The organism is Bradyrhizobium sp. 199, assembly GCF_023073355.1.
Taxonomy (GTDB): domain Bacteria; phylum Pseudomonadota; class Alphaproteobacteria; order Rhizobiales; family Xanthobacteraceae; genus Bradyrhizobium.
The window spans coordinates 309,804-328,036 of sequence record NZ_JADPJI010000005.1 but is presented as its reverse complement, the minus strand read 5'-3'; the positions used below and the strand labels follow the sequence as shown (position 1 = coordinate 328,036).

The following is an 18,233-nucleotide window of genomic DNA, read 5'->3' as shown; positions in this document are numbered from 1 at the left end:
TTCAGATTTCGCCAGAGTTCAAAATGACTTCCATAAAATTTGCTTCCCTGTCGTCGCGAATCGAGCGCTTCCCGATCGCGGGCAGCTTTACCATCAGCCGGGGGGCCAAAACCGAGGCCGTGACTGTCGTGGCGGAGGTCAGCCGGCACGGGCTGACCGGCCGCGGCGAGTGCGTGCCCTATCCCCGCTATGGCGAGACGCCCGAAGCGACCCTTATCGCCGTCCAGGCGATGCAGGAGGCCGTCGCCGGTGGTATCACCCGGCAGGCCTTGCAGGCCGCCATGCCGCCCGGTGCGGCCCGCAACGCCCTGGATTGCGCCTTGATCGACCTGGAGGCCAAGGCGGCAGGCCTGCGGGCCTGGGACCTGCTCGACCGCCCGGTGCCGGGCGAGCGCACCACCGCCTACACGATCTCGTTGGGGACCCCCGAGGCCATGGCGGCCGCGACCGCCAAGGCGGCGCACCGGCCGCTGCTCAAGATCAAGCTCGGCGGCGACGGCGATCCCCAGCGGATCGCGGCCGTGCGCAAGGCCGCACCCGAATCCGAGCTGATCGTCGATGCCAACGAGGCCTGGACCGAGGCCAATCTGGAGCACAATCTCGCCGCCTGCGAGGCTGTCGGCGTCACCCTGGTCGAGCAGCCGCTGCCGGCCGGGAAGGATGAGGCGCTGGCGCGGATCAAGCGGCCGCTCGCGGTCTGCGCCGACGAAAGCGTGCACGACCGCTCTTCGCTTGCCCCCTTGCGCGAGCGCTACGACGCCGTGAACATCAAGCTCGACAAGACCGGCGGCCTCACCGAGGCGCTCGCCATGGCGGACGCCGCCCAGGCGCTGGGCTTCGAGATCATGATCGGCTGCATGGTCGCAACCTCGCTGTCGATGGCCCCGGCGATGCTGGTGACACCGCAGGCCCGCTTCGTCGATCTCGACGGCCCGCTGCTGCTGGCACGCGACCGCGATCACGCCCTGCGCTATGACGACAGCCTGATCTATCCGCCGGACGCTTCGCTCTGGGGGTGAACCTTGAGCCGGTGCCGCGCCGACCAGATCACAAGCGCGCCGCCAGCGGCCATCGCGGCCATGACGTAATACAGGCCGTCGCCGATGCGGGCGTAGATCGCGCCCGACACAATCGAGGTCGTGGCGCCCAAGAGGCCGTTGCAGGCGGCATAATAGCCCTGCCCGCGCGCGATCTGATGCGAGGGCACGCGCTGCACCAGCAGATTCATGGTGCCGACAATCGTCATGCCGAAAGTGAGGCCGTGGCCGAGCTGCACGATTGCGAGCAGCGCCAGTGGCGGCTCGCTCGCGGTGACGATCCAGCGCACCACGGCGCTCACGCCTCCGATCGCGATCATCGTGGATGGATGCAGCGAGAAGCGCGGCGACAGCGCGAACACGACGATTTCGGCGATTACGCCAAGCGTCCACAGTCCCGCGATCGTCAACCCGCTGATCCCATGGAGCTGCCAGTTGATGGCCGAGAAGGTGTAGTAGGCGACGTGGCTGCCCTGGATCAGCGCGGCCGATGCGATGATCGCCCGGAAGCCGGCGTCGCGCAGCAGCGCCTTGTTGGCATGCCGCTCCGTCGTCTTGCGCCTGACGTCGTCGAGGGGCTGAAGCAGCAGGCTGGCTGCGACCGCGACGACCGCCCATGCAACGATGATCCAGATCAGGTCGCGCGCGGCGATGCTGTCGATGAGATAGCCGCAGGCGAGCGAGCCGGCGGCGAACGCCGCGGAGCCCCACAGCCGCAGCGGTCCGTAATCGAGCCCGTAACGGGCAACACCGCGCAGCGCATAGGCATCGGTCAGCGGCATCGTCGGCGTCCACATCATGCAGGTCAGCGCATAGATCAGGAATAGCGCCAGCGGCTGCTGCTGCAGGCCGACCGCCGTAAATCCGACTGCCGTCGCCAGCACCGACACCATCATGGCGGCGCGGATGGCATGCCGCTTTTCGGCAAAGGCCGTCACTTGCGGCAGCGTGGTGAAGCGCGTGATCGCCGGCAGCGCGTTGATGAGCCCGATCCAGGCCGCATCGATGCCGATCGCCTTCAGCCAGACCGGGAAGAAGGGCAGATGCGTGCCCGAGACCGCGAACACGGCCGAATAGAACAGGGCGAGGCTGACGGCGAATCGCCGCTTGCTGGATGCCGCGATGGGGATTTGTGATTCGGACTGCATCAAACCAATTGCGATTCGGTCGATATCGTGGTGATCGTTACAATACCGCGTAGTGATTTGCGCGACGAGATTGCCATGGCCAACGAAGCATTCGCCCTCTCGCCTATGTCTGCCCGCGCGGCCGAGCCGAACGAGCAGGATTACGACGCGATCCGCGAAGCCTTCATGGAGACCGCGCGCGGCCGCTGGTTCCTTGGCGAATACGCCAAGCGCAACCGCAATGCCGACACGCGCATGGTGCTCGATGCGGTCGCGAAGATCGAAGAAACCCTTGCGGCGCAGCGACAACCTGTCGTCGAAGACCGCCTCCCCGAAGCATTGGTCGAGATCCGCCGCGCTATCCGCGAGGCCGAGACGATCGCGATCGCCGCGTGCGACCCCGCGGCGCTCGAGGCGAGCCTCGCCGCGATTCCGCGCGGGGTACGCATCATCAAGGAGATCTCCTGGCGCTGGCGCGAGATCGGCGCCGACGGGCGAATCTGCGACCTCATTGATTCGCAGCTCGCCTCGATCGAGGCCGCCTGCGGACAGGTTTCGGCCATCGACCCCCGCGTCGAGCTCAAGATTGCCTTCGATCTGCTGAGGGATCGGGTCGAGCAGACCGATGGCGGCGCAACGCCGCAGGCGGCGCCTCCGGCTCCGGTGCAGGAGGCGTCCTCATCCACCGCTGAAGCTCCGCCTGCCGAGACCGCGCCTGCCCCGACCGCCGCCGCGCCGATGGCCAGCGACGCCCCCGCGGCTTTTACGGAGCCGCCGCAGGACGTCGCAGCAGCTGCCGAGCCCGAGGCCGCCGTTGAAGCGGCCGTCGCCACCGAAGCGTTCGCCGAGGCCGAGCAGGCAATGGATGCGGCGATCGCGCCGGAGATTGCGGCCGAAAGCGAGATCGCCGTCGAAACTGCCGCGCTCGACCCTGTCGCGATCGGGAGTGTCGCGATTGGGACTGTCGCGCCTGAAGATACCGCGCCTGAAGACGTGTCGTTTGAAGAACCGGTCACGGACACCGCTGCCTTCGCGGACGTTGCTGACGCATTCGCGCACGACGCGGCCGCGCAAGCCGAGGACGACGCCGTGCTCGAGGCCATCGCGCTGGAGATGGCGGCGCCCGATCCGGAGTTCGACGAGATCATCGCAGCGGTCGAGATGGAAACGGCCGTTCCGGAGCCGAGACCAGCCGAGCCCGCAGCGTCCGTGGCCGCCGAGCTTCCGGAGCCGGTCGCATCTCAGCCGGTCGTTGCCCCCGTGGAAGAGCCCGCTGCGGACGCGCCGATCGCGATGGACTCGCTCGCGCGCCTCACCGACGCCATTGCGGAAGCCGCCGCCGAAGTGATGGAGCAGCAGGCCCCGGCCATGGCTGCGGCGGCAACGGCGACATTCACCGCAGCGCCAACCGCCACGCTGCCACCGATGCCCTCGCCCCTGTCGGCGTCCTTGTCCGCATCCTTGCCCGAGTCCTCGCTCGGCGCCACCATCCTCGCCAGCGGCATTCTGCAGAGACCCCGCGCGCCCGCCAACGATCCCCTCGCGCCGATCCGCCGCATGACCCAGGCCGAAAAGATCGCGTTCTTCTCGTAAGGGAACGCACCCACTCTCCTGTCCCGGACAAGCGAAGCGCAGAGCCGGGACCCAGGAGCCACGGCCTCTACCGCAACATGGGCCCTGGCTCAGCAGCGCACCGCTGAAGGAGCGTTGCGCTGCGTCCGGGACACGAGAGCGATATGCCGCGCACGTAGTCTCTTCGCATCTTCATTGCGAGCGCAGCGACTGGTCCGCCGGAGCCTTGGCGAGGCGGCAGCAATCCAGAATCTCTTCGCGGAACGGCTCTGGATTTGCTTCGTCGCTTCGCTCCTCGCAATGACGAACTAACGACCGTTCGCCAACTTGATCATCCGCAGTTCCACACCGCCCCGATCGGGGTCCGCGTCCAGCACGGACCAAAACTGCCGCCATTGTAGCGGCCGCCGGTGAAGCCGGGGCGGCCGAAATAGTGCCACTCACCGTTCCAGCGGTAATATTGCGGAACCGGGTCGATGTACCAATGCCGCCGGTCGGCGCGCGACATTCGGCGCATCGCGTCCTTCTGCTTGTAGAGCGGAATGCTGTTGCTCAGTGGTTGCCGATAGCCCGGCAGGAAGCCGTAGCCTTTCCAGACCGGCTTGGGAGGCTTGTTTGACGCAGCGGACGCCGTGGTCGGCAGCAGCGACAGCATGATGGCAACAGTTAGACACGCAAGGCGACACATGGATCGACCATAGACAGGCGATTGCGCGAAGACCATTCAAATTCGGGTGCAGGGCCGTGTGTCGCCATTCGCACAATAGCGCAGCCGAGGATCGTGTCCGCTCCGCTTCAACGCGGTGCGTGACGGAGCGCAAGGTGCCCTAGCTGATCACGCCCTTGCGGATCAGGAAACAGCCGTAGCTCCTGCTGTCGCCGACCTGCACGACACCGAAGCTTGCCGCCGCCGCGCGATAGAAATCCGCCCGCGAGAGTTTTCCCGGCGCGATGAGGCGGCCGACCGCGCGTTCGATTTCGGCCAGCACCGCGCGCTGCACCTCGGGCACGCGGTCGGGATCATCGACCGGCGTCATCACGCGCACCGGATCGGGATCGAAATCATCGAGCGGATAAAGCGTCATGATGGCGCGGACGACCGTCTCCATGGGCAGGCCCGGCAACTGAACCAGACGCTGCGACGATGTGCTGCGGGCGATGCGGGTGGCCGGGTGGTTGGCGTCGACGACCACGAGGTCGTCGCCGTGGCCCATGGAGGCCAGCAGCCAGAGCAGATCGGGCGTCAGGATCGGATCGATCGATTTCAGCATGTGACGGACTATCCTCCCAATCGATCGCTAACCATAGCAGGTTCCGAGCGTGATTCAGATCACGTTGTCCGCGATGGTGACACCGATCACGGACTTCAAACTCGAACGCGGCCAGGCTTCTCCGCAACCAATCTCGTATCGAGATCAGTGCCAAAGGAGCACGCCATGTTCCACCTAAAGCCTTTCCTGATGACTGCGAGCCTCGTGGGAAGCCTGTTCGGCTTCGCCTGCGGGCCCGCTTCCGCGCAGGTCGCCCCGGTCCAGCCTGCCCCAACCGCGCTACAAGGCCCGGAGCAGCGGGTGGCGCTGGTGATCGGCAATGCGAACTACCAGAACGCACCGCAGCTTGCGAACCCCGACGACGACGCGCAATCGATGGCGCAGTTCCTGAACTCCGCCGGCTTCGAAGTGGTCTCAGCAACCGATTTGACCCAGAACGACATGCTCCGCGTCGTCCAGGACTTCTCCGCCAAGGTTGCTTCGCGCGGCCCGAACACGGTGGCGATGGTCTATTACGCCGGTCACGGCGTGCAGCTCGCCGGGGAGAACTATCTCGTTCCCGTCGATGCGAAGGTCTCCAGCCCCACCGAGCTCGTCAGCAATTCGGTGCGCCTCGTCGACGTGATGTCGACGCTGGAGACGATCCCGAGCCGCATGCGCATCGTCATCCTCGATGCCTGCCGCAACAATCCGTTCCCGAGCGTGAACGACGCCGGCCGCGGCCTTGCGATCGTCGACGCGCCGAACGGCTCGATCGTCGGTTACTCGACCGCGCCCGGCACCGAGGCGCTCGACGGCACCAACGGCCACAGCCCGTATACGCAAGCCTTCCTGAACGTCGCGCGCGAGCCCAACGTGCCGATCGAGCAGCTGTTCAAGCGCGTGCGTCTGCAGGTGAACCAGACCACCAGCGGCGCGCAGATTCCGTGGGAGAGCTCCTCGCTCACGAGCGACTTCACCTTCTTCGGCGACACCGCCGTCGCGGCCAACCGCGCGCCGGTCAAGGCGCCGGTGGTGCAGATGGCTTCCAACCTGCCGAGCCGCTCGACGCGCCAGGCCTATGACTACGTCGTGTCCGAGGGACAACCGGAATACTATCAGGAGTTCATCCGGATGTATCCGCACGACCCGCTGTGCGACCACGTCCGCTGGCTGCTCAACAACCTGCTGCTCTCGCAGGCTTGGCACAAGGCGGTGCTCGTGAACTCGCCCGTGGCGTACAAGAGCTTCTACGACAGCTACGGCAACAGCCCCTATGCGCAAGTCGCGCTGAAGCTGCAAGCGCAGCCGAAGCAGATCCCCTTGATGCAGGCGACCAAGTTCCTGGCGCCGCAGAACATCGCCCCGACCTTCAAGATCGGCAATCTCGGCCAGCCCAAATACATGCCCTTGCAGCAGGGCAATGGTGGGCCGCAGATGGGCGGCAATCTGCCGGTCGTGCAGAAGGCGGTCGAGGGCAATGTCATCGGCAAGCTCGGCAATGGCGGCCAGATCGGCAACCTGCCCCTGGGCAACAACAACCAGCCGAGCCAGCAGGACGGTACGCCGTCGCAGACCCCGGGCAAGGTCGTCACCCTGCCTGCGCCGACCAACACCAAGATTAATGGCGGCATCGGCAAGATCGTGACCCTGCCCCCGACCACCAACACGCCGAATGCCGGCAACGGCAACTCGGGCAAGATCGTGAGCATGCCGGTGAATGTCGGCAAGGGCGGCACGAATGTCGAGACGAAGCCGGTCAATGTTCCGACGCAGAACCACCCGATCCGCATCAACAACGGTGCGAAGATCGACAACACCCCCGTGAACAAGGTGCAAGTGCAGAACAACGTGCAAAACAAGCGTCCCCAGCTCACCACGACGCCGACCCGCATGGTCAACAGCGGCAACAACTTCCGCCAGTCGATGAACCAGGCGCCAAGCATGAGTGGCGGCAACAACCACCGGGGCTTCATGCACTGATCGGGCAAGCGTACGCAAAACAAGGGGCGGAGCAACGATGCTCCGCCCCTTCTTCATGTCAGCTCTTCCCATCGTCATACCGGGATGCGCCGGCCCGGAATCCATTGTGCGGCAGAGTCGGCGGGAAACGGATACCGGGTTCGCGCTAACGCGCGCCCCGGAATGACGACTAGGCCACCAGCTCCGCGAACAGATCGGCATCGACGTTGCCGCCGGAGAGCACGATGATGACGTTCTTGCCAGCAACGTCGAGGCGTCCCGCAAGCAGCGCAGCAAGACCGACGGCACCGCCGGGCTCGACCACGAGCTTCAGTTCGCGATAGGCAAACGCTACGGCCGCGCCGACTTCCTTGTCCGATGCAGTGACACCGCGCGCGAGCAGCTTGCTGTTGATCGCAAACGTCATCTCGCCGGGGATCAGGGCCATCAGCGCATCGCAGATGGTGCGGCCTGCCGGCCCATGCGGCTCGCGATGACCTGCGGTCAGCGACAGGCCGTGGTCGTCGAACGCCTCGGGCTCGGCCACGACGATCTCGGCCAGCGGATAGCGCGCTTTCACGGCCGTCGCGACGCCCGCGATCAGACCGCCGCCGGAGGCCGGCGCCACCACGATATCAGGGGCGAGACCGAGCGCCGCCATGTCTTCCGCGATCTCGCGGCCTGCGGTGCCCTGGCCGGCAATCACGAAGGGATCGTCATAGGGCCTGACCAGCGTTGCACCACGCTTCTCGGCGATGCCATGCGAGATTGCTTCGCGGTCGTCGCGGTCGCGGTCATACAGCACGACCTCGGCGCCATAGGATCTGGTGCGCTCACGCTTCGACAACGGCGCATCCGCCGGCATCACGATGGTCGCCTGCATGTCGAGGATTTTTGCCGCGGCCGCCACGCCCTGCGCATGGTTGCCGGAGGAGAACGCTACGACGCCGCCGGCGCGCTTGTCCTGCGGGATCGAGGCGACCTTGTTGAAGGCACCGCGGAACTTGAACGAGCCGGTGCGTTGGAGCATCTCCGGCTTGAGATAGACTTTCGCGCCGACCCGCTCGTTGAGCACGGGAAAGGACAGCAGCGGGGTGCGGACGGCGAAGGGCGCGATGACGCGCGCTGCGGCATCAATATCGGCAGGGCCGATCGGGAGAAGCTGTTCGGTCATATCAGATGTTATCGCGGCGGATGAGGCGCGGGCAAGACATCTCCGCGCGAGCATTTGGGCTCTCAGGCGACGAATCGCGCCGGGTCCGCCCCGTTCCGGCCCGGGAGCACCGCACCGACCGCCTGGATGCTGTCGATAAAGGCCCGGGCTGAGGCCTCCCAGGTGTAGTTGGCCGCGAATTGGACGCAGTCCTGCCGGGAGACGTCCAGCGCGGCGAAGCAGGCGCTGCGCAGATCGTGATCGAGCGTGCCGACCGGCGCATCGCCAATGACGTCGGAACCGGCACGCGGGCGCGGACATATTCGGGAAAGCGGGTATGGAAGCTGGTCGTGAACAGCAGCCTGCGCTGGCGGCAATAGCGGCGGACCATCAGGCCGATCGGCCCTTCCGTCGCAATGTGGATGCTGTCCGGGCGCGCCTCCTCGATCAGCCTCGCGATTCTGGCGGGGCGCGGCATGGCCAGCTGCACGTCGCGACAGCTCGGCATCACGAAGGTGCGGAACGATTGCGGCGTCGGGAACGCAAACTCGACACCGAGCGTCTCGGCAGCATCAGCGAGCTTGGTGAGCGTCCGAACCACACCGTTGACTTGCGGGTGCAGGCATCGGTCGCGACCAGGATGGCCTCTTCTATGCAGCCCTGGCTGCAACCTGCGGGACGGCTGCCGGCTTCTGCAAATGATCCGCCCAGGTGATGATCTCGAAATGACCGTCGTCATGCTCGACGAGCGCGGTGCAGCTCTCGACCCAGTCGCCGCAATTCATGTAGCGAATGCCGCCCTCGTCGCGGATCACGGCGTAGTGGATGTGGCCGCAGATCACACCGTCGGCGTCGTGACGCCGCGCCTCGGCGGCAAGCGCCTGCTCGAACGCACCGATGTAATTGACGGCGTTCTTGACCTTCTTCTTGGCCCATTGCGACAGCGACCAATAGGGCACCTTGAACAGGCGGCGGAAGAAGTTGACGAAGCGATTCATCTGGATCGCGAAGTCGTAGGCCTTGTCGCCGAGATGGGCGAGCCAGCGCGCGTTCTGCACCACGAGATCGAAGATGTCGCCGTGGATGACGAGATAACGCTTGCCGTCCGCGCCGGCGTGCACTGTGTTCTCGACCACATCGATGCCGCCGAAATGGGTGCCGTAATAGTTGCGCAGGAACTCGTCGTGATTGCCGGGGATGTAGATGACCTTGGCGCCCTTGCGCGCCTTGCGCAAAAGCTTCTGGACGAGGTCGTTATGGGATTGCGGCCAGTTCCAGCTCGATTTCAGCGCCCAGCCGTCGACGATGTCGCCAACGAGATAGATCGTGTCCGCATCGTGGAAACGCAGGAAATCGAGCAGAAGGTCGGCTTGAGAACCGCGGGCTCCGAGATGAACGTCGGAGATGAACAAGGTGCGAAAGCGCCGCTCCGGGCTTTCGTCACTCACATCGTAGCTTCCCATGCACCAGCCTGTAACAATGTCCCGTGACAGGGGGATGACCAGTTGAATTTTTGAGGCACCTTCAGATACGAATCACGCCTTGCCTCGCCCACCCGCGAATATCAGTCGCATGCGACGATCAGGCGACATGGCGCCGCAGGGGGTGTCCTCGCCGCTGGAGGCACGCCTATTGCGGATGGCGCCTGGCGTCACCTGACGCGCGCCTCGCCCTTCGAGACGACCGTTTATCGGTCTCCTCAGGATGAGGCTAAGCAGGATCGGTTTCTGTGAAGTTGCAGCCGCGCGCTCAGTCCTCATCCTGAGGGCCCGCCCACGGCGGGCGTCTCGAAGGATGGCCGCAGGCGAAATCGCGTCCGCGACGGCTCTCGTCAGTAGAACTTGTGGAAATGATGGATCGGACCATGGCCATGGCCGACGCTGAAGCGGTCGGCGGCTGCAATCGCGGCGCTGATCCAGGCCTTGGCGTTGCGCACCGCGCTTTCCAGATCCTCGCCTTTGGCCAGCCCCGCCGCGACCGCCGAGGACAGCGAGCAGCCGGTGCCATGGGTGTTGCGGGTCGCAACGCGGGGCGCGGCGAGCGCGATCGTGTTGTCGGCGTCGATGAGATAGTCGGTGCTGTCCGCGCCCTCGCCGTGCCCGCCCTTGATCAGGACCGCGCGGCAGCCGAGCGCCAGCAGGCGCCGGCCCTGCTTTTCGATCTCGGCCTCGCTTGCCGCGATCGGCTCGTCGAGCAGAGCCGCGGCTTCCGGCAGATTGGGGGTGATCACGGACGCCAGCGGCATCAGCCTGGTGCGCAGCGCGTCGACGGCTTCGGACGCCAGCAGGCGGTCACCCGATGTCGCCACCATCACGGGATCGAGCACCACTTGTCCCGGCTTCCAGCGCGAAAGCGCCGCCGCGATCGCATCGATGCTGGCGACCTGGGCCACCATCCCGATCTTCACTGCTCCGACCTCGAGATCGGCAAATACGGCATCGATCTGCGCGGTGACGAAATCGGCAGGCACGGCGTGAATGCCGGTGACGCCGCGCGTGTTCTGAGCCGTCAGTGCCGTGATGGCAGAAGCGCCATAGACGCCGAGCGCGGCAAAAGTCTTCAGGTCGGCCTGGATGCCGGCGCCGCCGCTCGAATCGGAACCGGCGATGGTGAGTGCGACCGGAGTCGTCATCGCCGGACACGTTTGCTGGATAGGGACATCGCCATGGCCTGTCCTAGCGCGACCTTGGAACACCGGCAAGCGCCGCTGTGACGCGATCGACCGTCATTCGCGATATCGTGACGCGCACGCCGAATCAGGCGGATGTTGCGGGCTTCGCCCCGCAAAGGCGCGGGCTTGAAAATGCAACCGCGCCGGACCCTTGATAGACTCGCGAACCGCTTGGCCGATGAGTGAGACGACAGGTGGTGGAACCATTCACCGATGCTGCGGGCCGCCCCGGCCCACAAGCCGCCTGGAACGGAATTTGGGGTGAAACGATGTGGGCCTTTTTTGAACGTCTCCTCGACTCGTCCATGCTTTCGCCTCACGGCATCTGCCTGTTGTGGGAGCCTGAGCTGATCTGGCTCCACGTCGTTGCCGACGCCTGCATTGCCGCCGCCTATTTTTCGATCCCGTTTGCCCTCGCGATTCTGGTCACCAAGCGGCGCGATCTCAAATTCGGCTGGGTCTACTGGGCATTCGCGATCTTCATCATGGCGTGCGGCCTGACCCATGTGCTGTCGATCTACACGCTCTGGGTTCCGGTCTACGGCATCGAGGGCATCGTCAAGGCGGCGACCGCGGTGGCATCCGTGGTCACGGCGGGCGCACTCTGGCCGCTGCTGCCGAAGATCCTGACGATCCCCTCGCCGTTCGAGCTGCGGCAGGTCCAGGCCGCGCTCGAGGAGGAGGAAATCAAGACCCGGGACGCCACGCTGCTGCTCCAGCAAGTCAGGGACGCGCAGCGTGCGATGCGCGAGAGCGTGGCGCGCCTCACCGCAATCGTCGAAACCGCGGTGGACGGCGTCATCCTGTTGGATGCGCAGGACCGCATTTTGCTGTTCAATCCGGCCTGCGAGCACTTGTTCGGCTACTCCGCCGACGAGGTGATGGGCCGGAACGTCGGGATGCTGATGCCCGAGGCGAGCGCTGCGCCCGACAGCCCCGCGAGCCATTTCGCGACCGCCGGCGAGGCCATTGGCCTGCGCAAGGACGGGTCGACCTTTCCGATGGACGTGTCGGTCGGCCAGGCGCGGCAGGATGGCGAACTGATCTTCGTCGGCATCGTCCACGACCTGTCCGCGCGCAAGCTGACTGAGCAGCAGCTCCAGCAAGCGCAGAAGATGGAGACGGTCGGTCAACTCTCCGGCGGCATCGCGCACGACTTCAACAATCTGTTGACCGTCATTGTCGGAAATGCCGAGCATCTGAGCGAGCAGCTCAAGGCTCGGCCCGATCTGCGGCGCTTCGCCGACGACATCTGCCAGTCGGGCGAACGGGGCGCTGAGTTGACGCAGCGGCTGCTCGCCTTCAGCCGCCGCCAGTTGCTGCAGCCTCAGATGATCGACTGCCGCGGACTGCTCGATTCCATGTTCAAGCTGCTCAAGCGCACCTTGCGTGAAGATATCGAGATCAGGACAAGCACCGGCCCCGGTACGATTGTGGCGTTTGCCGATCGCGCCCAGCTCGAATCCGCCGTGCTCAATCTCGCGCTCAACGCGCAGGACGCCATGCCGGCAGGAGGACATTTGACGCTGAGCACTGAGCTGACCGCGATCGATGACGACTATCGCGCCCTTCACCCCGAAGTCGCAGCAGGCAGCTACGCATTGATCTCGATCACTGACGGCGGCGAAGGCATGACACCAGATGTCATCGCACGCGCCTTCGAGCCGTTCTTCACCACCAAGGAAGTCGGCAAGGGCTCGGGCCTCGGTCTGAGCATGGTCTATGGTTTTGCGAAGCAATCGGGCGGCCATGTCTCGATCTACAGCGAGACAGGCCTTGGCACGACGGTCCGAATCTATCTCCCGCGCGCGGACACCGGACAATCACAGGCCGACCTGTCCGATGGGGAGGACGCGGCGCCGCGAGGATACGAGACGATCCTGATCGCCGAGGACGATCCGTTCGTCCGCTCCTCCGTCATTCGCAGGGTGGAAGCGCTCGGATATCGCGTCGTCGCCGCGGTCAACGGCAAGGAGGCCTTGCAGCAGCTGCGCACCGAACCCGGCATCGACATGCTGTTCACCGACATCGTGATGCCGGGCGGCATGAATGGCTGGGAGCTCTCCGATCAGGCGCGGCGGATCCGTCCCGGTCTGCCGGTCCTGTTCACTTCCGGCTACGCACTGGAGACCCTGGTCGAGCAGGGCCGCGCGCCTGCACAGGCGATCGTGCTGACCAAGCCCTATCGCAAGATCGAGCTCGCCCAGCGGCTCAGGGATGCATTTGCCGCGGCGGTCGTGACGTCCTGAATGCCTGACCGGCATCTGGCGGGCGGCAAGTCCGCTTGCTAAACCGTGCCGGTTTTGGCCTATTAGCCGCCAGATGCGCTTTCGGAGTGCCCGCGATGGTTCCTTTTTTCGTCCAGATCAAATGCAAACTCGGCCAGTCCTATACGGTCGCCAATGCGCTTGCCGAAGCGGAGATCGCTTCCGAGATCTACTCCACGGCCGGCCAATACGACCTGCTGGTGAAGTTCTACGTCGACAAGGACACCGACATCGGCCATTTCGTCAACGAGAAGGTGCAGGTGCTGCCGGGCATCCAGGACACCCTCACTATCATCACCTTCAAGGCGTTTGGCGCCAGCTGACTGCCCGGATTGACGCAACCGGCCCCGGTTGCGCAGCCCGCGGCCTGTGTTAGCGTCGTCTTTGGAATTGAACCGAGTACCGAACAAACCATGGCCCTCACAACCACGGTGCCGCTGCTGATCAGCCAGCAATTCGATAGCGAAGTGGTGCTCGCCAACTATCAGAACGGCGTCTATTACAACCTCGACGGCAGCGCCGCGCAAATCTGGCTCGGCCTTAAGGCCAACCGAACTGTTGAGGAGATCTCGCGCGCTTTGGCCGATGCGACCGGCGACGATCCGGCCTCCATCGCGCAAGCGGTGCAGGCATTCACCGACGGCATGCTCGCGGAAGGCCTCATTGCCAAAGGGACCGCCGATGCGCGCGTCGAGACCTGGGCGCCGGTGCTACCCGGCGCATTCGTCACTCCGGAATTCCAGCGCTTCGACAATCTACGGGAGCTGTTGCTGATGGATCCCGTGCATGATTCCGGCGAGGAAGGCTGGCCGCTGCGCGAGCCTCATGAAGGCTAGCCAACGCATCCGGCAGGAGATCGCGGCGGTCTTCGCCAACACGGCCATGCCGATCGAAGCCCAGGCCCGCTGCGGCCCGTTCGGCTTGCGCCTCGGGTTTTCCTCTCGCGAATTGGCCGGCACCTTCCTGCCGGCCTACATCCAGTGCACGCCCGAGACCATCGATCTCGACCTGTGCTTCAGTGCCGCGGATCACCATGATTTCTCCGCGCTGGTGCCGGAAGCCGCCGAGAAGCCGCGCCTGTTGATCGAGGACGGCATCTATTCGGTGTGGCAGCCGGCTGTCATTCCCGTGCTGTTCGCGGTCGACCTCGCGGCAAAGCGCGGCGTCGCGTGGCTACCGCAGGGTGAAGCGCCGCCGTGGATCCGCAGCCGGCCGGCGATCTCGCTGATCCATGCCATGATGCATGAGACGCCCTGGTGCGCAGTCCATGGCGCGGCCGTGGGAAGCGGCGCAGGTTTCACGCTGCTCGCCGGTGAAGGGCACAGCGGCAAGACCACCGCGGCACTGGCCTGCGCGAAAGCCGGCTGGCTCTATGCCGGCGATGATTTCATTGCAGTCAACAGCGAGACCGGCCAGATCGAGCCGCTGTTCTGCTCGGCCCGGCTGCGCCCTGCCCTGGTCGAGACCTTTCGGAGCTTCATCGGCGAAACCACTGAAGTCTCCGACTTCAACGGCGAGCCGCGCCACGAGCTGAGCCTTGCCGATCTCGGCGATCGCATCGGCGGTGGCCGGCTGCGCGCGATCTTCATCCCGCGAAGGCGCGGCGCTGCAACGCTTGAGTTCACGCCGGCGCGGCAGTCGGACGCATTTCGCGCACTGCTGCCGACCACGGCCTATGAGCTGCCGGGCTGGCCGAACGAGATCGCGGAGAAGGTGGCGCGGATCGCGGGCCTCGCACCGGTGTTCTTCGCCGACACCGGCACCGCGCCGATGGAGATTCCCGCCGCCTTCACCCGCCAGCTGGAACGGCTCTGAGGCCGCATGCGCGTCTCCGTGATCATCGCCGCCTACAACGCCGAGGCCTACATCGCGGAGGCGATCGAGAGCGTGCTCGGCCAGACGGTCCCGCCCTTCGAAGTCATCGTCCTCGACGACGGCTCGACCGACGGCACCCGCGCCAGCCTCGACCGCTTCGGTGACCATATCGTCGCGCTGAGCCAGACCAACAGCGGCCAGGCCGTCGCCGTCAACAGGGGCGTCGCGACGGCGCGCGGCGAGCTGATCGGCTTCTGCGATGCGGACGATCTCTGGACCGCGCACAAGCTTTCGATGCAGCTGTCGCTGCTGGCGCACGACAGCGACATCGAGGCCGCGTTCGGCATGGTGCAGCAATTCGTCAGCCCCGACGTGCCGCAGACGCATCGCGCGCGCCTCGAGCCGGCGGTCGAGATCATGCCGGGCGAGCTCAAGCAATGCATGCTGATCCGCCGCGCCACGCTGGATCGGATCGGCCCCTTCGACGAGAGCCTGCCCGCGACCTTCTTCATCGCCTGGCTCGGTCGCGCCAAGCAGAGCGGACTGAAGTTCGCGCATGTCGACGAGGTCGTCGTCCGGCGCCGGCTGCATCTCGGCAATGGCGGCCGCCTCCATACGGAGGCGCAGAACCTTCAGACGTTGATGGCGCTGCGCCAAGCCATCAAGGCGCGGCGCCCTCAGGAGTGAAGACCGGCACGCCGTCGATCGACACCGATTTCACGAACAGCCCGAGCAGGCGATAGTCGATCGAATGGCCGATATCCCTCGGCCGTTTGGTATCAAGCATGCGCAGCGAGACGACGATCTTCTGCCGGTCTTGACCGACGATCGCAGCCTTCAGCGCCAGCTTGAACGGCATCGGATCGCTACGCCCAGCGGTAACCCGTGAAACTTCACCCGTCCCGCCATAGGCCGCAAAGCGAAAGCTGTCCGCGCCCGGCGGCAGGAACGGCACCACCGCGAGCTCGACAGCAGCAAGGGCCTGCGCCGTCGTCTCGATCGGCACTTCGATGACGGCGAACTGATGGTCGGTCCACCGTCCCTCGTCCTCCGGAATCGAGAAGCCCTGCCCGAACCAGACGTCCTTCCCGCGCAGCGGATGGGTCGCGCCTGCGGCCTGCTGCCAGACCCGCTTCAGGATCGCATTCCGAAACAGAGGAAAATGCACGATACTGGCGTCGAACGCCGCCACGGCGGCGGTCGGCAGCCTCAGCCAGTCCACACGCCGAAAGGGCACCTTGAACTGCGCGCGCAGCGCGGTGAAGAAGGCGATCCGAAATTGCTGCCATTCGGTGCGCTGCGCCCGCGGCACGGCGCGGACGGCGATCTCGGCGGATTTCCCGGGCGGTGCGTAGCGCCACAGCTGCTCCACGAGTCCCTCCGGCACCAGCTTCGGCATCTCCCGCGCGACGACGTCGAGCAATTGCGCCGCGAACAGGCTGCCATTGTAGCGGGTCACGATGGCGCGAAAGCGATCCCAATCGACCTTGGTCGCGGCGCTTTCGAGGACGTGAACGACCTCGATCGCGCGGAACACCATCTCCTTCTGGTCGGCAGGCTCCGGCCGCATCGCCGCAATCGCCAGATGCTCGGCAAGGCCGGGGATCAGCACCTCGTGCGTCAGCAAGCTCGCCGGCTCGGCGGTACGAAACAGCTCCTGGGTAAAGCTCTCGTCGTCGAGCCAGAACAGCGCGCGCCAGTGCAGGTCGATGGCGCGGTTGAGGCCGGCCCGCGACATCGCGACCGCATGGATGTCGCGGTCGAAATCGGACTCGGAAAACAACTCCACCCGCATGCCGTGGCTGCGGAACGAGGCCTGGCGCAGCGCCTCGATCGCGCGCGGCGCGTCAACGCGGTGAACCAGGAGATCGTAATCTCCGGTCATGCGCTTGGCCATATAGCTCGCATCGCGCGCGAACAGCGCGCCGCCCTTGATCAGCAGCGCGGCGATGCCGACCGCCTTCAGCGCCGCGCAGGCCTCGACGACGTCGCGGACCCGTGTCGCGTTGGACAGCCAGACGTGCTTGACGACGCCGCGCATCCGGCTCGTGTCGGCATCAACGATGCCCGCCCTGTCGGCGGTGGCGACGAGCAGCGGCATGGTGCGGTAGACGACCTCATCCGCCGCATCGAGCGGCTCGGAGGCGCGCCAGGCCTGATAGGCATCGATGGCCGTCTGGCCCTCACCGAGCGCAGCCTGGAATAGCATCAGAAAGCGCGGATTCAGCACCGCCGGCAGGATCGATGTGGGTGCCATCTCAGCTGCGCGTCACGATCGCCAGGCCGGACAATGTCGAAACGGCCAATCGCGCACAGATTCGACACTGCATTGTCACGCGCTTCCAATTTTCGACCGGCAGTAAAGGATGCCGGGCGCGACCCCTCCCTGTCAATCGGGAAAGGCGGGCTTCAGCCGCCAGCTTCCTTGCGCTTGGGGCGCGGCGGACCGTCCACCGGCGGCAGCGATTTGAGATAGTCCGCCATCGCTGCGAGGTCTTCGTCGGACAATTGCGAGGTGTTCTTGATCACACGCGTCATCGCGCCGCCGACGCTGTCGCCGTCGGGCAATTCGCCGTTCTTGAGGAAATAGGCGATATCCTTCACGCTCCACTCGCCGAGGCGCTTCTGGGTGATGTTGGGCACCCAGCCCTCGCCTTCCGGATTGGGCCCGCCGGCAAAGCGCTGCTGCGAGATAATGCCGCCAAGTGCGTTGCGCGGGCTGTGGCATTCGGCGCAATGGCCGAAACTGTTGACGAGATAGGCGCCGCGATTCCATTGCGGCGACTTCGTACCGTCGGCAATGAGCGGCTTGTCGTCCAGAAACAGGAATTTCCAGATGCCGACGTTGCGCCGGATATCGAAAGGAAAGCGCATGTCATGGTCGCGCACCCTGCCGGTCACAGGCGGAAGCGTCTTCAAATAGGCGAAGAGATCGAGCACGTCCTCCCGTCTTGCGTGCCGATAGGACGTGTAGGGAAAGGCAGGAAAATAATGCTGCCCGCCCGGCGAAACGCCGTGCATCACCGCGTTGACGAAAGCGGCGTCTGTCCATTTGCCGATGCCGTCGTTCGGATCGGGAGAGATGTTCGGCGCGTAGAACGTTCCGAACGGCGACTTGATCGCAACGCCGCCACCAAGCCTGACACGATCGGGCTGGTCGGGAGTGGCATGGCAGGACGCACAGCCCCCGGCATTGAACATCGTCTCGCCGTTGGCAAGGTTAGCCACATGGGCCGGCGCATTGCCCGCGTCTGCCACAAGCGGCGCGCTGAGCCACCAATAGGTGCCGGTGCCAGCGACCAGCGCGAGCAGCCCTGCGAGAATTGTTCGTTGCAACATGCAGATCCATTCACTCGTCGCGGCGAACCCTAAAACCAAT

16 protein-coding genes and 1 pseudogene are annotated in these 18,233 nt (G+C 65.4%); 8 read left to right on the top strand and 9 right to left on the bottom strand.

The genetic code is table 11. The annotated features are described in order from the left end of the window. The first annotated feature begins 23 nt into the window (after positions 1-23). Complete coding sequence (dgcA, locus tag IVB28_RS09860; protein ID WP_247525874.1) at positions 24-1,019, top strand: N-acetyl-D-Glu racemase DgcA; 996 nt, start codon at positions 24-26, stop codon at positions 1,017-1,019. Here the strand turns inward: dgcA and IVB28_RS09855 are convergent. Beyond that, positions 989-2,185: a major facilitator superfamily domain-containing protein 6 gene (locus IVB28_RS09855; RefSeq protein ID WP_247525873.1), complete on the bottom strand. Its 1,197-nt coding sequence runs from the start codon at positions 2,183-2,185 to the stop codon at positions 989-991. The genes dgcA and IVB28_RS09855 overlap by 31 nt on opposite strands. Before the next feature lie 75 nt (positions 2,186-2,260). Between IVB28_RS09855 and IVB28_RS09850 the strand changes: the two genes are divergently transcribed. Then, positions 2,261-3,757 (top strand): hypothetical protein, encoded by a 1,497-nt coding sequence (locus IVB28_RS09850; RefSeq protein WP_247525872.1) that lies wholly within the window; start codon positions 2,261-2,263, stop codon positions 3,755-3,757. A gap of 310 nt (positions 3,758-4,067) precedes the next feature. On the opposite strand, the gene IVB28_RS09845 is transcribed toward IVB28_RS09850, so the two are convergent. Next, positions 4,068-4,424: a hypothetical protein gene (locus IVB28_RS09845; RefSeq protein ID WP_247525871.1), complete on the bottom strand. Its 357-nt coding sequence runs from the start codon at positions 4,422-4,424 to the stop codon at positions 4,068-4,070. 139 nt (positions 4,425-4,563) lie between these two features. Continuing rightward, positions 4,564-5,007: an RbsD/FucU domain-containing protein gene (locus tag IVB28_RS09840; RefSeq protein ID WP_247525870.1), complete on the bottom strand. Its 444-nt coding sequence runs from the start codon at positions 5,005-5,007 to the stop codon at positions 4,564-4,566. A 165-nt stretch (positions 5,008-5,172) separates the two neighbouring features. On the opposite strand from IVB28_RS09840, the gene IVB28_RS09835 reads away from it, so the two are divergent. Further along, positions 5,173-6,969 carry a caspase family protein gene (locus tag IVB28_RS09835; RefSeq protein WP_247525869.1) on the top strand — a complete coding sequence of 599 codons (1,797 nt, stop codon included), beginning with the start codon at positions 5,173-5,175 and terminating at the stop codon, positions 6,967-6,969. A 169-nt stretch (positions 6,970-7,138) separates the two neighbouring features. Here IVB28_RS09835 and IVB28_RS09830 read toward each other — a convergent pair whose 3' ends face one another. The 4 genes and pseudogenes from IVB28_RS09830 to thiD all read right to left on the bottom strand — a co-directional run bounded on the left by IVB28_RS09830 (position 7,139) and on the right by thiD (position 10,733). Then, a complete protein-coding gene (locus tag IVB28_RS09830) occupies positions 7,139-8,122 on the bottom strand; it encodes a threonine/serine dehydratase (RefSeq protein ID WP_247525868.1) in 984 nt (327 codons plus the stop codon). Positions 8,123-8,184: 62 nt separating this feature from the next. Next, positions 8,185-8,743: pseudogene (locus IVB28_RS09825) on the bottom strand (glycosyltransferase). A gap of 8 nt (positions 8,744-8,751) precedes the next feature. After that, positions 8,752-9,564: a UDP-2,3-diacylglucosamine diphosphatase gene (locus IVB28_RS09820; protein WP_247525867.1), complete on the bottom strand. Its 813-nt coding sequence runs from the start codon at positions 9,562-9,564 to the stop codon at positions 8,752-8,754. A 368-nt stretch (positions 9,565-9,932) separates the two neighbouring features. Next, positions 9,933-10,733, bottom strand: a complete 801-nt coding sequence (gene thiD / locus IVB28_RS09815) for a bifunctional hydroxymethylpyrimidine kinase/phosphomethylpyrimidine kinase (protein WP_247525866.1) — start codon at positions 10,731-10,733, stop codon at positions 9,933-9,935. A gap of 344 nt (positions 10,734-11,077) precedes the next feature. Here thiD and IVB28_RS09810 point away from each other — a divergent pair, with 344 nt between their 5' ends. The 5 genes from IVB28_RS09810 to IVB28_RS09790 all read left to right on the top strand — a co-directional run bounded on the left by IVB28_RS09810 (position 11,078) and on the right by IVB28_RS09790 (position 15,541). Beyond that, positions 11,078-13,021, top strand: coding sequence for a PAS domain-containing sensor histidine kinase (locus IVB28_RS09810; RefSeq protein ID WP_247525865.1), 1,944 nt, complete (start codon positions 11,078-11,080; stop codon positions 13,019-13,021). A 95-nt stretch (positions 13,022-13,116) separates the two neighbouring features. Then, on the top strand, positions 13,117-13,362 hold the full coding sequence (locus tag IVB28_RS09805; protein ID WP_018317369.1) for an Lrp/AsnC family transcriptional regulator: 246 nt from the start codon (positions 13,117-13,119) through the stop codon (positions 13,360-13,362). A 90-nt stretch (positions 13,363-13,452) separates the two neighbouring features. Further along, entirely contained in the window at positions 13,453-13,875 is a 423-nt protein-coding gene (locus IVB28_RS09800; RefSeq protein ID WP_247525864.1) for a PqqD family protein, read from the top strand. Next, complete coding sequence (locus IVB28_RS09795) at positions 13,865-14,854, top strand: hypothetical protein (protein WP_247525863.1); 990 nt, start codon at positions 13,865-13,867, stop codon at positions 14,852-14,854. Before IVB28_RS09800 ends, IVB28_RS09795 begins: the two co-directional genes overlap by 11 nt. 6 nt (positions 14,855-14,860) lie before the next feature. Further along, a complete protein-coding gene (locus IVB28_RS09790) occupies positions 14,861-15,541 on the top strand; it encodes a glycosyltransferase family A protein (protein WP_247525862.1) in 681 nt (226 codons plus the stop codon). Here IVB28_RS09790 and IVB28_RS09785 read toward each other — a convergent pair. Beyond that, the gene (locus IVB28_RS09785; protein WP_247525861.1) at positions 15,516-17,111 is read right to left on the bottom strand and encodes a nucleotidyltransferase family protein; all 1,596 of its coding nucleotides are present in this window, start codon (positions 17,109-17,111) and stop codon (positions 15,516-15,518) included. The two genes, IVB28_RS09790 and IVB28_RS09785, sit on opposite strands and share 26 nt — an antisense overlap. 152 nt (positions 17,112-17,263) lie before the next feature. Continuing rightward, positions 17,264-18,193: a cytochrome c gene (locus tag IVB28_RS09780; protein WP_247525860.1), complete on the bottom strand. Its 930-nt coding sequence runs from the start codon at positions 18,191-18,193 to the stop codon at positions 17,264-17,266. Between the last annotated feature and the right edge of the window lie 40 nt (positions 18,194-18,233).